Source organism: Alsobacter sp. R-9 (assembly GCF_054612375.1).
The window spans coordinates 97720-110833 of sequence record NZ_JBTSWJ010000005.1 but is presented as its reverse complement, the minus strand read 5'-3'; the positions used below and the strand labels follow the sequence as shown (position 1 = coordinate 110833).

Here is a 13114-nt window from a genome sequence, read left to right as displayed (position 1 = left end):
CCGGCCGGAAGACCCGTGTCCGGCCCGGGGGATCCGGGCCGGCGCGTCCGTCAGGCGGACATGAACTTCTTGGCGTACTCGGTGCGCTTGGTGATGAACCAGGACGGCTGCACCGGCCACCACCAGATCTTCGACAGCGCGTCGCCCGGGAAGGCCGTCTCGAGCAGCTTGCGCTGGCTGGCGTCCATGCCGGCGCCTGCGCCCTTCGAGGTCGAGAACGCGCCGAAGGCGTTGCCGTAGGCCGCGCCGCCCTCCGGCGAGTTGATCCACGACACCCAGGCATTGGCCTGCTCGATGTTCTTGGCGCCCTTGAACAGCGAGAAGTTCTGCAGCCAGCAGACGGTGCCTTCCTTCGGCGCGAGGTAGCCGATCGGGAAGCCCTCCTTCATCAGCGCCGACGCCGAGGTGTCCCAGCACATGCCGATGACGCAGCCATTGGTGCGGAAAGCGCCCTGCGCCTCGTTCTCGTTCGACCAGAACTGGGCCACGTTCTTGCGCTTGGACAGCACGAACTTGAGGATCTCGTCGTAGTTCGCCGTCATCTTCGCCTCGTCGACGAAGCTGTCGTTGAACTTGTGCGGCAGCTTGCCCGCCGCCTCCAGCGCACGGCCGGCGGCGACGAGGCCGGAGTGGCCGCGCAGCGTCAGCTTGCCGGCGTACTTGTCGTCGAAGAGGTCCATCAGGCTGGCGCTGCCGTAGGTGAGCGGCGCCTCCTTGGTGTTGAACGTCAGCGACTCCGAGCCCCACACGGAGGTCAGGCCGTAGCGCTTGCCGTTGATCACCGCCTGCGCGGCCGCGCCGCCCTGCAGGAAGGCGGGCTCGACGCCGTCGAGGTTCACCTTCTTGTCGTCCCACGGCTGCAGGTAGTCGTTCTCCACCCAGTTCAGCACGCGGTCGGCCGTCGGCTCGACGATGTCGAACTGGCCGTTGGAGGCGCCGCCGGCCTTCGCGGCAGCGAGCATCTCGTCCTGGTTGCCGAAGCCGGTGAAGTTCACCTTCACGCCGGTCTTCTTCTCGAAGGCGGCGAACACCTTCGGCAGGTCGTCGTAGCCGGACCACCCCATGAAGTTGAGCGTGCCAGACGAGGCCATGGACGAGCGCATGATCCACGGCGAGGCGACGGCCACGGCGCCCGCGGCGGCGCCCGCCTTGAGCAGCCGGCGGCGGCTGATGCTGGACATCTCGGTCATTCGGTCTCTCCCTCCGTCTGGGTCGCCGCAGGAGGCGGGACCCGGGTGTCGCAACGCGTTTGCGCGCTGATCTCTGGTCGGTTTTGTCGTCAGTTTAGTGACAGCCTCGCAACTGTCACAAGCGTCACATGACAGTCTTCGCGCCACGATGCCGCGCCCCGCGCAGGAGCGACGCCGGCTTGTCCGGCGCCGACGCACCTACGGGGACACAGGGATCGGAAGCCCGAACAGGATCACGCCCGACCCGCCGCCGAACGGCCCCTGGCCCGCCGCCCGCGGCGGCGGCTCCGGCGCCGCCAGCACCATCGCCCACCACGGCCCGCCGGGGCCGTCGGCCCGGGCGAGGCCGATGCGGGTCGCGGACGCCATCAGCATGTTGGTGCGGTGGCCCGAGGACGCCGTCCATGAGGCCATCACCTCGGCGAGGCTGCGCTGGCCCATGGCGATGTTCTCCGCGGCCTGCGTCGTCCTGATGCCGGCCTGCGCGATGCGGGACGAGAAGCTGCCGCCGATCTCGTGCGACATGGTCCCGCTGCGCCGCATCGCCTCGACCTGCGCCTGCGCGGCCCTGGCCAGGGCCGGGTCGGCGGCGACGGGCCGCAGGCCCGCGCTCGCCCGCAGCCGGTTCACCTCGGCCGCGCCAGCGGCGGACAGCGACGGCGCCGCGCCCTTCCGCTGGGCGGCGGCGGGCGCCGGGACCGCCGCGACGGCGACGAGGACGGTGAGGGCGAGACAGGCGGCGGCGCGCAGGGCCGATGCCCGGCCGAGGACGCGGATGTCGAGGAGAGGGGGGCTCATGCCGCTCCTCCGGGGGAACGGCGGGTCTGCGTCAGGACCCCGGGCGTCAGAGAACGGTGACGAGCGGCTGCGAGGCGAAGACCCAGCGCGCGGCGGTCACGGCAACGGCCGCCAGCACGATGCCGGTCACGGTGCCACCTGCGATCACGCCTGCCACGAGGACCGCACGCCAGTGCAGCGGCCCATCCGCCAATGTCCTGCCGATCATGACTGCCTCCCGCGGCCCGGTTGATCCGAGGTCCGACGCGGGGACGATGCCTCATCGTCACGGGTGCCGATGTGCGATTTCGCACGTCACGCGCGCTGCCGCGCGGGGCGGGGACGGGCGCGGCGGGCGAGCCGCCAGCCGAGCAGGACAGCGAGGACGAGGGCATAGATCACCGGCCACGTGATGTCGCGCTTCACCAGCCACCAGTAGTGGACGACGCCCAGGATGGTCACCGCGTAGACGGCCTTGTGCAACCGGCTCCAGCGGTCGCCGCCGAGCCGCAGCACCCAGCCCCGCGTCGAGGTGACGGCGAGCGGCGTCATCAGCACCAGCGCGGCGAAGCCCACCGTGATGAAGGGCCGCTTGACGATGTCCTTCAGGATCGCGGCGGCGTCGAAGTACTGGTCGAAGGCGACGTAGGCGGCGAGGTGCAGCACGCCGTAGGCGAAGGCGAAGAGCCCCAGCATCCGGCGGAACTTGATCGCCCCGTTCCAGCCCGTGATCCGCCGCAGCGGCGTCACGGCCAGCGTGATCAGCAGGAACTGCAGGCACCAGTCGCCCGTCTCGTGCAGGATCCGCTCGGCCGGGTTGGCGCCGAGCGACACCGGGTCGTAGGCGATGGCCCAGGCGAGCCGCGCCATCGGCCAGCACGCCGCGGCGAAGACGAACGGCTTCGCCACGCGCACGGGGTCGCGCCACGCCGGCGCGGCGGCGCGGCGCGCCGGGGCGGCGGCTCCCGCGTTCGCCATGTCAGAAGTAGGTCTTCAGGTCCATCCCGGCATAGAGCGAGGCGACCTGCTCGGCATAGCCGTTGAACGGCTCGGTCTGCCGGCTGGCGAAGAGGCCGGGGAGTACCCGCTCGCGCTTCTGGCTCCAGCGCGGATGGTCCACCGCCGGGTTGACGTTGGAATAGAAGCCGTACTCCGAGGGGCCGGCCAGCATCCAGGTCGTCTTGGGCTCCTGCTCGACGAACTCGATCCGCACGATCGACTTGCCGCTCTTGAAGCCGTACTTCCACGGCGCGATGAGGCGGATCGGCGCGCCGTTCTGGTTGGGCAGCGTCTCGCCGTAGAGCCCCACCGTCATCAGCGTCAGCGGGTGCATCGCCTCGTCGATGCGCAGGCCCTCGACATAGGGGAAGTCGATGTAGGGGAAGCGCAGCCCCGTCATCGTGTCCTTCTGCTCGGCCGTGATGAACTTGACGAACTTCGCCTTGCTCGTCGGATTGACGCGGGCGGCGAGCTTGTTGAACTCGAAGCCGACCCACGGCACCACCATCGACCACGCCTCGACGCAACGGAAGCGGTAGACGCGCTCCTCAAGCGGGAACTTCAGGATCTCCTCGATCCCCAGCGTCATCGGCTTCTCGACCGCTCCGGCAATCTCCACCGTCCAGGGCCGCACCCGCAGCGCGCCGGCGTTCTCGGCCGGATCGCTCTTGCCGGTCCCGAACTCGTAGAAGTTGTTGTAGGTGGTGACGAGCTTCTTCGGCGTCAGCTCGTCCTTCACCGCGAAGGCCGGGTTGCGCGGCGCATCGAGCTTCTGCAGCGCCGGTTCGCCCGCCGCCTGCGCAGCCCACGGCACCCCGGCCGCCGCGGCGGCGGCCATCGCGCCGCGCACGACGTCGCGCCGGTTCAGCCAGACCTCCTTCGGCGTGATCTCGGAGGGACGGATGGGGGCGGGGCGGAAGGTCGGCATGGTCGTCTCCACGGGCACGGCCGGATCGCTCCGAAGATCGGCGTCCGGCCGGCAACGTCAAGCCGAGCCAAACGCCGCGCCCGCCGTCCGGCAAGTCACGTTTCTGCGCGTCGATGGGGCCGGCACGCCTTCGATGGGCCAAAAGGGACCTCCGGCGACGGTTCCGGGGACCTGTCTTTCCACCTTCCCGGCGCCCCGGCCTGCCTGCGCCCGTCATCGCCCCTTCCTGCGTCCCAGCTCCCCCGGTCCTGCGCCCAATGCCCCCCATCCGGCGCTGCGGGCGCGGGCTGTTGCCCGCTCCTGCATTCTTCCAGGCACGAGCCGGGCAAGCCCGGCGCGTGCGCGCCAATTTCGCCCCGCTGGCGGGGAGAAGGTGCCCGCGCAGCGGGCGGATGAGGGGCTATGGGTGGCGCCGTCTCAGGCAGCGGGCGCCGTCTGAGGCGCCACGGGTGCCGCTCGGCCCGCCAGCAAGCTGCTGAAACTCCTCATGGTGAGGAGCCTGCGCAGCGGGTCGCGGCTGCCGTTCCCTCCGTCGCCGCAGCCAAAAGAAAAACCCCCGCGGTCGCCCGCGGGGGTTTCGGAAGTACGGGAGACGCCGGCGTGGGCCGGCGTCAGGGGGCGATTACTCGCCCTTGCCTTCCTTGGCGGCCTTGTTGGCGCGCTTGAGGGCGGCGCCCAGGATGTCGCCGAGCGAGGCGCCGGCGTCGGCCGAGCCGTACTGGGCGATGGCTTCCTTCTCCTCGGCCATCTCGAGCGCCTTGATCGACACCTGCACCTTGCGCGACTTGCGGTCGAACATGATGACGCGGGCGTCGAGCTTCTCGCCGGCGGCGAAGCGCTCGGGGCGCTGGTCGCCGCGGTCGCGGGCGAGCTCGGAGCGCTTGATGAAGGTCGTCAGGTCGGTGCCGACGATCTTCACCTCGATGCCGCCGTCCTTCACCTCGACGACCTCGCAGGTCACCACGGCGTTCTTCTTGAGGTCGCCCGAGGCGGCCGCATCGGCGAAGGGATCGCCGCCGAGCTGCTTGATGCCCAGCGAGATGCGCTCCTTCTCGACGTCGACGTCGAGAACGACCGCCTTCACGATGTCGCCCTTCTTGAACTCCTCGATGACCTGCTCGCCCGGACGGTTCCAGTCCAGGTCCGACAGGTGCACCATGCCGTCTACGTCGCCCTCGAGGCCGATGAACAGGCCGAACTCGGTCTTGTTCTTGACCTCGCCCTCGACGACGGTCCCGGTCGGGAACTTCTCGGCGAAGGCCTCCCACGGGTTCTGCAGGGTCTGCTTGAGGCCCAGCGAGATGCGCCGCTTGACGGGATCCACCTCGAGGATCTGCACCTCGACCTCCTGGGAGGTGGAGACGATCTTGCCGGGATGGACGTTCTTCTTCGTCCACGACATCTCGGAGACGTGGATGAGGCCCTCGATCCCCGGCTCCAGCTCCACGAAGGCGCCGTAGTCGGTGATGTTGGTCACGCGGCCCGAGAAGCGGGCGTTGACCGGATACTTGGCCTCGATGCCCTCCCACGGATCGGCGAGCAGCTGCTTGATGCCGAGCGAGATGCGGTGGGTCTCGTGGTTGATCTTGATGATCTTGACCTTCAGCTGCTGGCCGATGGTCACCACCTCGGACGGATGGTTGACGCGGCGCCACGCCATGTCGGTGACGTGCAGCAGGCCGTCGATGCCGCCGAGGTCGACGAAGGCGCCGTACTCGGTGATGTTCTTCACGACGCCGTCGACGGTCTGGCCTTCCTCGAGGTTGGCCACGAGCTCCGAACGGGCCTCGGCGCGCGTCTCCTCCAGCACCGTGCGGCGGGAGACGACGATGTTGCCGCGGCGGCGGTCCATCTTGAGGATCTGGAACGGCTGCGGCTGGCCCATCAGCGGGCCGATGTCGCGGATCGGGCGGATGTCCACCTGCGAGCGCGGCAGGAAGGCCACGGCGCCGTCGAGGTCGACGGTGTAGCCGCCCTTCACCTGGTTGAAGATGACGCCCGTCACCTTCTCGTTCTTCTCGTACGCGACCTCGAGCTTCACCCAGCTCTCCTCGCGGCGCGCCTTGTCGCGCGAGATCACGGCCTCGCCGAGCGCGTTCTCGATGCGGTCGAGATAGACCTCGACCTCGTCGCCGACGCTGATCGAGCCTTCACGGCCGGGGCCGGAGAACTCGCGGATCGCGACGCGACCCTCGGTCTTCAGGCCGATGTCGATGACCGCCATGTCCTTCTCGATGGCGACGACGCGACCCTTGACGACGGAGCCCTCGAGCGCCTCGGTCTTGCCGAAGGACTCGTCGAGCATCGCCGCGAAATCTTCGCGCGAGGGGGTTCTGATAGCTGCAGACATTGGATCTCCTGGGGGGCCTCTCGGGCCCGGCGCCGGCGGTTCGTGTTGCGATGCGCTCCGTTCCGACGGTGCCCCTGTCGAATGGATTCAGGGGCCACCGCCTTGCGGCGGGCCGGCGCGGGCCGACGGTCGGGAGCGTGGTTCGGGTCTGCGTAGTTCGCCGGGGGCGTTGGCTCGATGTGCGGGGGACGGGCCTCAGGCCGTCGTCCGCGCCGCCCCGTCGATGATCGCGACGGCCGCCCGGAAGGCCTGCTCTATATCCAAAGTGGTCGTATCGAGCAAGCGCGCGTCCGCCGCGGCGACCAGCGGCGCCGTCGAGCGGCCCGAATCGCGGGCGTCGCGCTTGCGGATGTCGGCGAGCACGTCGTCGTAGGTCACTGCCTCGCCGCGGCCGGCCAGTTCGCGGAAGCGGCGGCGGGCGCGTTCCTCGGGCGTCGCCGTGACGAAGATCTTCACCGTCGCGTCGGGGCAGATCACCGTGCCGATGTCGCGGCCGTCGAGCACCGCGCCCTCCGGCCGCCGCGCGAAGGCGCGCTGCCAGTCGACCAGCGCCGCGCGCACGGCGGGGATCGCCGCCACGACGCTCGCCGCCTCGCCCATCTCCCGGCCGCGCAGCCGCCCCTCGTCGAGGTGCGCGCGGTCGAGTGCCTGCGCGGCGCGCACGGCCGCCTTCTCGTCGGTGAGCGGGTGGTCGAAGTCGAGGAGCGCCCGCGCCACCGCCCGGTAGAGCAGGCCGGTGTCGAGGTGCGGCAGGCCGTAGTGGGCGGCGAGGCGCCGGGCGATGGTGCCCTTGCCGGAGGCGGCCGGGCCGTCGATGGCGATGATCATGGTGCGTCCCGGCCCGCTGTGGCGTCACGGCGCCGCCGCACCTGGAGCATTTTCGAGCGAAGTGGGCACCGGTTCGCGTGAAGAAAATGCGACAAATGGGAAAGATGGAGCGGCAGGCGATCCGGCTGGCCCGGATCGCCTGCCGCTCTAGCACGGCCCCGCCGTCGCGTCATCCGCCGCGCCGGGCCCTGTGGGTGCCGGTCCCGGCAAATGGCATTTGACAGGGGCTCGCGGGATGAATAACCCCGCCTTTCAGTTTTGACCCACAACGAGGCTCGGACACGTGGCCAAACCGGAACTCGGCACCAAGCGCCAATGCCAGAGCTGCGGCGCCAAATTCTACGACCTGAACAAGAGCCCCATCACCTGCCCCAAGTGCGGCGCGGCGTTCGCGCTCGCCGCGGTGGCGGTCGGGGCCGCCGCCAGCCGTCGCGCCGCCGAGGCGGCCCGCGCCGAGGAGGAAGACACCGAGGCCGACACGGCCGCCGGCCCCGAGCTCGTCTCCCTCGACGAGGTGGAGGCCGAGGAGGCGGAGAAGGACATCCCGATCGACGGCGTCGAGATCGAGGACGACATCGCCGAGGACGACACGTTCCTGGAGGAGGAGGAGGAGGGCGACGACGACGTCTCCGACCTCATCGACGGCGACATCGAGGACGACGAGGAGGCGTGATCCTCGACATTTGCTCTTGAAGCCGCGGAACGACGCGGCTATAGAGCGGCACCGCCGACGGGGAGACCTGCCTGCGGCACACGCCGGGTTCCCAGACCCGGCCAGAGTGTGGGGCTATAGCTCAGCTGGGAGAGCGCTTGAATGGCATTCAAGAGGTCAGCGGTTCGATCCCGCTTAGCTCCACCAACTTTCTCCTTCGCCTGAAAACACAGCCGTTCGTCGAGAGGCACGCCCTCGTCAGGGGCCCTTGCGCCCCTTGACGGCATAGGCGAGCGCGTCGCGCGTGATCGGGCCCGGGCCGTCGTCGGGAAACCGCGCCGCGACCCGCCGGCGCAGCTCCGCGACGTCGGCCTCGGGCATGCCGCGCGCGGCGATGCCGAGGTGCCCGGCGAGGCAGGCCTGCCAGTAGTCGTCGAAACTCTCGAAGCCGCGGTGCACGGTGATGGTGCACGTCTCGACGTCCTGCAGGCCCGCGTCCGTCCAGAGCCGCTGCAGTGCCGGGGGCGACGCCACCTCGGGCCGCGGCGTCGTGGCCGTCGGCACGCCCATGGCGCTCATCTCGTTCTGGACGGGAAAGAGGGGGAACCCGCCCCCGTCCATGTCCCAGACATAGGCGGCGACGGTCCCGCCCGGGCGCGTGACGCGCACCATCTCCGCCACGCCTTTCTCCGGCTCGGGGACGAAGAAGAGGACCAGCGCCATCGCCGCGACGTCCGCTTCGCCGTCGCCGAAGGGCAGCGCCATCGCATTGCCCTGCCGGAAGCGGGCGGGCCGCGTGGCCTCGCGGCCGCGGGCGAAAGCGATCTGCCCCTCGGAGGGATCGATTCCCTCGATGGAGGCCGGCGCGGTCCGCTGCGCGATCAGTTCGGTGAAGGCTCCGTTGCCGCACCCGACGTCGATCCATCGGGCTCCCTTCGGCACTTCGAGCCAGGCGAGGAACTGTTCGCCGACGAGGCGGCTCCAGGCGCCCATCATCCGCTCGTAGGCGGCACCGTCGTCGAACCGGATGATCGGCTCCGTCATCGGGTGTCCTCCGCGACAGCGTGGACGCCAAGCGTACCACGACGCGGAAGATGGTGCGACCGAGGCCTGAGCCGTGCCGGCCACGCCGCCCGATCGGTCGAATGTTCACGAAAATCTGAGCGGCATCTTCATGTTTTCGTGAGAAGGCGCTGCATCCGCTCGCGCAATCCCCACGTAAAGGCGGTACCGAGCGGCGGGAAAGAATCTCCCGCCCCGGTGATGATGCGTACCGGATCAAAGCAATGTCCCGTGAATCCATTCTGAAGACAATCGTTAAGCATGCGCGCGAGACCGTCGCCGCCGCTGCTTTCTTTCTGATCGTGCTGTCCGTGGCGACGGGCGTCACCGCTGGCCTGGGTGTTCTGGGCTCGCCCTTGGCGGGTAACCCGCCGCTCACGCACAAGCCCGTGGCCGAGGCCATCGAGGACGGCGCCACGCCCTGATGAACTTCCGCGTCCCCGCGACGTTGCAGGCACGAAGCCTGACGATCAGCGGAGACCGCCATGTGGAAGTTCCCCCTCCTGACTGGTGCCCTCGTGCTCGCGGCGGCCTCGCTGGCCGCCCCGGCACCGGGCTGGTCCCAGACCGTGCGCGAGCCGGCCGAGCACTCCGGTGGCGGCGCGGGCAACCCGCAGTCCGGTGAAATCCGCAGCCGCGAGGGTGCGCCCGCGCGGGGTGCCGGCACGTCGGGCATCCGCCTCCCGCGCGGCGGCGACGGCAGCGTCGCGCAGCCGGCCGAACAGTCCGGCGGCGGCGCCGGCAATCCCCGCTCGGGCGAGATCCGCAGCGGGGAGGGCGCCCCGCCGCTGGCGGTCCCGAAGACCCGCACCGTGAAGAAAAAGCGCGCCGGGACGGACACCACCGGAAGCGTGCGGCGCTGACGGTAGCGACAACGACAAAACGAGACCATGCTCCGCTTCCGTGGAACCGGGGCATGGTCTACGGTCGCCGCCATGCAGGACACGCCCGGCCCCGACACCGTCGACTTCTGGTACGAGTTCGCCTCGACCTATTCGTTCCTCGCGGCGGAGCGGATCGAGCCGCTCGCCCAGGCCCGCGGCGTCGCGGTGCGCTGGCGTCCGTTCCTGCTCGGCCCGATCTTCCGCGCCCAGGGTTACGCCACCACGCCCTTCCTCGTGCACGAGGCCAAGGGCCGCTACATGTGGCGCGACATGGAGCGGTGGACGCAGCGCCTCGGCCTGCCCTTCGTGCGGCCGGCGCAGTTTCCGCTGAACGGCCTCCACGCCGCCCGCGTCGCGCTGGCGCTGCCGGATGAGGCACGGCCCGCGTTCTCCCGCGCCATCTACCGGCAGGCCTTCTGCGCGGGCGTCGACATCGCCGACCCGGACGTGGTGGCAGCGACCCTGCGCGAGGTGGACGTCGAACTGGAGCCGGCGCTAGCGGCCGCCTCCACCGACCTCGTCAAGCACGCCCTGCGCCGGCAGAACGAGGTGGCCACCGCGCTGGGCCTCTTCGGCGCGCCGACACTGGTAACGCCGGACGGCGAGCTCTTCTGGGGCAACGACCGCCTCGAGGAGGCGCTCGACTGGGCGCTCGGGAAGCGCTGACGGCCATGACGTCGCCGTTCGCGAGCCGCCAGCCATGAGCCTCGCCCCGGAGGAGCTCGAGCGCTATGCGCGACACCTCGTGCTGCGCGAGGTGGGAGGGCCCGGCCAGCAGAGGCTGCGCCGCGCCCGGGTGCTGTGCGTCGGCGCGGGCGGCCTCGGCGCGCCGCTGCTCCAGTACCTCGCGGCCGCAGGGATCGGCACGCTCGGGATCGTCGACGACGATACCGTGTCGCTCTCCAACCTGCAGCGGCAGGTCCTGCACGGCACGCCGGACGTCGGCCGCCCCAAGGTCGACAGCGCCGCCGATGCCATCGCCCGCCTCAACCCGCACGTCGCCGTGGAGCGGCGCGCCCTGCGGCTCGACGCCGGCAACGCCGCCGGCCTCGTCGCGGACTACGACATCGTGGCGGACGGCAGCGACAACTTCGCCACCCGCTACGCCGTCGCCGACGCCTGCCTTTCGGTGCGGCGCCCTCTCGTCACCGCGGCGCTCGGGCCGTTCGACGGTTCGCTGACGACGATCCGCGGCTGGGAGCGCGGCCCCGACGGTCGCTTCAACCCCACCTACCGCTGCCTGTTTCCGGAGCCTCCGGCGCCCGGCAGCATCCCGGCATGCGCCGAGGCCGGCGTGCTCGGCGCGCTCGCCGGCGTGCTCGGCGCCATGATGGCGATGGAGGTGATCCGCGAGATCGTCGGCTTCGGCGAGGGGTTGGTGGGCCGCCTGCTGATGGTCGATGCGCGCTCGATGCGTTTCGAGACCATCGAATACGCGCGCGAGGCGCCGGACCCGCCCGGCGGCTAGGCCGGCAGGCCCAGGTGCCTTGCCATCCGCGGCGCTTCTGCTATAAGCCGCGCCTTCGAACCGCCCGGCTGTCAGGGCTGCCGTGGCGGTTCTTTTCGCTCATGACGAGACGAACGGCCGCGAGGCTGCACAAGACAACCCCGGGGCGGTTTCGGCCGCCCGCGTCGGAGAGACGAGCAAAATGCCCAAGATCAAGACCAAATCGGCCGCCAAGAAGCGGTTCAAGGTGACCGGCACCGGAAAGGTGCTGTACGCGCAGGCCGGCAAGCGCCACGGCATGATCAAGCGGACCAACAAGCAGATCCGCAACAACCGCGGCACCAACGTCCTCTTCGAGGGCGATGCTGCGAACGTGAAGAAGTATTTCCTCCCCAACGGCTGATCGCCCGGGGATCGAAGACCAGCACGAGGAGATCAGCCAATGGCCCGCGTCAAAAGGGGCGTCACCGCCCACGCCAAGCACAAGAAGACCCTGAAGGCCGCCAAGGGATTCTACGGCCGCAGGAAGAACACGATCCGCGCCGCGAAGGCGGCCGTCGATCGTGCCATGCAGTACGCCACGCGCGACCGCAAGAACAAGAAGCGCACCATCCGCGCGCTCTGGATCCAGCGCCTCAACGCGGCGGTGCGCGAGCACGGCCTCGTCTATTCGCGCTTCATCGACGGCCTCAACAAGGCCGGCGTCGAGGTCGACCGCAAGGTCCTCTCCGACATCGCGATCAAGGAGCCGGCGGCCTTCGCCGCCCTCGTCGAGAAGGCCAAGGCCGCGCTGCCCGCAGCCGCCTGAGCCCGTCCGCGACGCAGTCCCAAGCCCCGCGCTCCGCGCGGGGCTTTTCGTTTGTGCCAGAGGGCGCGTCCCCGCCTGCCCGCCTCTCCTCCACCGTCATCCCCGGCGGTCCGCGCAGCGGACCGGGAAGGGGATCCCGAGGATCGAGCGGCGCCGTCCTTCCCTTCTCCCCGCTGGCGGGGAGAAGGTGCCCCGAAGGGGCGGATGAGGGGCCCGCCCGCGCCCAGCGGGATGCAGGAGCGGCCGTCAGCCCCCGCGCCCCGGAGCCCCTTCCCCGGCACCCCCTCATCCGGCGCTTCGCGCCACCTTCTCTCCCGAGGGGGCGAAGGGAGCGGCGCCGTCCTTCCCTTCTCCCCGTCTTAGGGGAGAAGGTGCCGGAGCGAAGCGGAGGCGGATGAGGGGAGGGGCCGGCAAGGGCTTCCCTCACCCATCCGCTTGGGCGCGGACCGCTGCCCCCTCCTGCATCCTCCGGAACGCCGGGGAATCCCGCCGACACCCTCGACAGACCCTGCCTCGCATGGCAAAAGCCCCCGTCCGTTCCGGGGCCCCGTCCCGGACGCCAGACGGGTTTTGTCATGTCGGATCTCGCCTCGCTTGAATCCTCCCTCTCGGACGCCATCGCCGCCGCCGGCGACGAGGCGGCGCTCGAGGCCGTGCGCGTCGCCGCGCTCGGCAAGAAGGGGTCCGTCTCGGACCTGCTGAAGACGCTCGGCGGCATGACGCCGGAGGAGCGCAAGGAGAAGGGGCCGCTGATCAACGGCCTGCGCGACCGCGTCACCGCCGCCATCGCCGAGCGGCGCGGCGCGCTGAAGGCCGCGGCGCTGGAGGCCCGGCTGAAGGCCGAGACGGTCGACGTCACGCTGCCGCTGGCCGAGAGCCCGGCGGCGCGCGGGCGCATCCACCCGATCTCCCAGGTGGTCGACGAGCTGACCGCCATCTTCGCCGACATGGGGTTCTCGGTGGCCGAGGGGCCGGACATCGAGACCGACTTCTACAACTTCACGGCGCTGAACTTCCCGGTCGGCCACCCCGCCCGCGAGATGCACGACACGTTCTTCTTCAACCCGGACGCGAACGGCGACCGGAAGGTGCTGCGCACCCACACGAGCCCGGTGCAGATCCGCACGATGCTCGGCCAGAAGCCGCCGATCCGCGTCATCATCCCCGGCCGCACCTATCGCTGCGACAG

General features: G+C 70.4%; 16 protein-coding genes and 1 tRNA gene. 9 read left to right on the top strand and 8 right to left on the bottom strand.

Annotated features, from left to right (window positions below; genetic code table 11):
* Window positions 1–50: 50 nt before the first annotated feature.
* From ACX9GQ_RS10135 to cmk, 7 genes are all read right to left on the bottom strand, one after another.
* The gene (locus tag ACX9GQ_RS10135; protein WP_459629409.1) at window positions 51–1190 is read right to left on the bottom strand and encodes an extracellular solute-binding protein; all 1140 of its coding nucleotides are present in this window, start codon (window positions 1188–1190) and stop codon (window positions 51–53) included.
* Between the two features lie 198 nt (window positions 1191–1388).
* Window positions 1389–1988, bottom strand: coding sequence for a CAP domain-containing protein (locus tag ACX9GQ_RS10130; RefSeq protein WP_459629408.1), 600 nt, complete (start codon window positions 1986–1988; stop codon window positions 1389–1391).
* A 46-nt stretch (window positions 1989–2034) separates the two neighbouring features.
* Window positions 2035–2196, bottom strand: coding sequence for a hypothetical protein (locus tag ACX9GQ_RS10125; RefSeq protein ID WP_459629407.1), 162 nt, complete (start codon window positions 2194–2196; stop codon window positions 2035–2037).
* A gap of 86 nt (window positions 2197–2282) precedes the next feature.
* Window positions 2283–2945, bottom strand: a complete 663-nt coding sequence (locus ACX9GQ_RS10120; RefSeq protein ID WP_459629406.1) for a protein-methionine-sulfoxide reductase heme-binding subunit MsrQ — start codon at window positions 2943–2945, stop codon at window positions 2283–2285.
* A gap of 1 nt (window position 2946) precedes the next feature.
* The gene (gene msrP / locus ACX9GQ_RS10115; protein WP_459629405.1) at window positions 2947–3894 is read right to left on the bottom strand and encodes a protein-methionine-sulfoxide reductase catalytic subunit MsrP; all 948 of its coding nucleotides are present in this window, start codon (window positions 3892–3894) and stop codon (window positions 2947–2949) included.
* 622 nt (window positions 3895–4516) lie between these two features.
* On the bottom strand, window positions 4517–6244 hold the full coding sequence (rpsA, locus tag ACX9GQ_RS10110) for a 30S ribosomal protein S1 (protein WP_459629404.1): 1728 nt from the start codon (window positions 6242–6244) through the stop codon (window positions 4517–4519).
* Between the two features lie 195 nt (window positions 6245–6439).
* Window positions 6440–7072: a (d)CMP kinase gene (gene cmk, locus ACX9GQ_RS10105; RefSeq protein WP_459629403.1), complete on the bottom strand. Its 633-nt coding sequence runs from the start codon at window positions 7070–7072 to the stop codon at window positions 6440–6442.
* Between the two features lie 283 nt (window positions 7073–7355).
* On the opposite strand from cmk, the gene ACX9GQ_RS10100 reads away from it, so the two are divergent.
* Together ACX9GQ_RS10100 and ACX9GQ_RS10095 are read left to right on the top strand one after the other, a co-directional pair.
* Complete coding sequence (locus ACX9GQ_RS10100; protein ID WP_459629402.1) at window positions 7356–7745, top strand: TIGR02300 family protein; 390 nt, start codon at window positions 7356–7358, stop codon at window positions 7743–7745.
* Window positions 7746–7855: 110 nt separating this feature from the next.
* Window positions 7856–7931 (top strand) — tRNA-Ala (locus tag ACX9GQ_RS10095).
* A 51-nt stretch (window positions 7932–7982) separates the two neighbouring features.
* Here ACX9GQ_RS10095 and ACX9GQ_RS10090 read toward each other — a convergent pair.
* Window positions 7983–8768 (bottom strand): class I SAM-dependent methyltransferase, encoded by a 786-nt coding sequence (locus ACX9GQ_RS10090; RefSeq protein ID WP_459629401.1) that lies wholly within the window; start codon window positions 8766–8768, stop codon window positions 7983–7985.
* A 242-nt stretch (window positions 8769–9010) separates the two neighbouring features.
* Between ACX9GQ_RS10090 and ACX9GQ_RS10085 the strand changes: the two genes are divergently transcribed.
* The 7 genes from ACX9GQ_RS10085 to ACX9GQ_RS10055 all read left to right on the top strand — a co-directional run.
* A complete protein-coding gene (locus ACX9GQ_RS10085; protein ID WP_459629400.1) occupies window positions 9011–9211 on the top strand; it encodes a hypothetical protein in 201 nt (66 codons plus the stop codon).
* A gap of 60 nt (window positions 9212–9271) precedes the next feature.
* Window positions 9272–9649 (top strand): hypothetical protein, encoded by a 378-nt coding sequence (locus ACX9GQ_RS10080; RefSeq protein WP_459629399.1) that lies wholly within the window; start codon window positions 9272–9274, stop codon window positions 9647–9649.
* Between the two features lie 27 nt (window positions 9650–9676).
* A complete protein-coding gene (locus tag ACX9GQ_RS10075; RefSeq protein WP_459629398.1) occupies window positions 9677–10336 on the top strand; it encodes a DsbA family protein in 660 nt (219 codons plus the stop codon).
* Between the two features lie 34 nt (window positions 10337–10370).
* On the top strand, window positions 10371–11138 hold the full coding sequence (locus tag ACX9GQ_RS10070) for a HesA/MoeB/ThiF family protein (protein WP_459629397.1): 768 nt from the start codon (window positions 10371–10373) through the stop codon (window positions 11136–11138).
* A gap of 181 nt (window positions 11139–11319) precedes the next feature.
* On the top strand, window positions 11320–11520 hold the full coding sequence (gene rpmI / locus ACX9GQ_RS10065; RefSeq protein ID WP_459629396.1) for a 50S ribosomal protein L35: 201 nt from the start codon (window positions 11320–11322) through the stop codon (window positions 11518–11520).
* A 39-nt stretch (window positions 11521–11559) separates the two neighbouring features.
* Window positions 11560–11925: a 50S ribosomal protein L20 gene (gene rplT, locus ACX9GQ_RS10060; protein WP_459629395.1), complete on the top strand. Its 366-nt coding sequence runs from the start codon at window positions 11560–11562 to the stop codon at window positions 11923–11925.
* A gap of 575 nt (window positions 11926–12500) precedes the next feature.
* On the top strand, window positions 12501–13114 hold a 614-nt coding region (locus tag ACX9GQ_RS10055; RefSeq protein ID WP_459629394.1), incomplete at its 3' end, for a tRNA ligase subunit PheS family protein.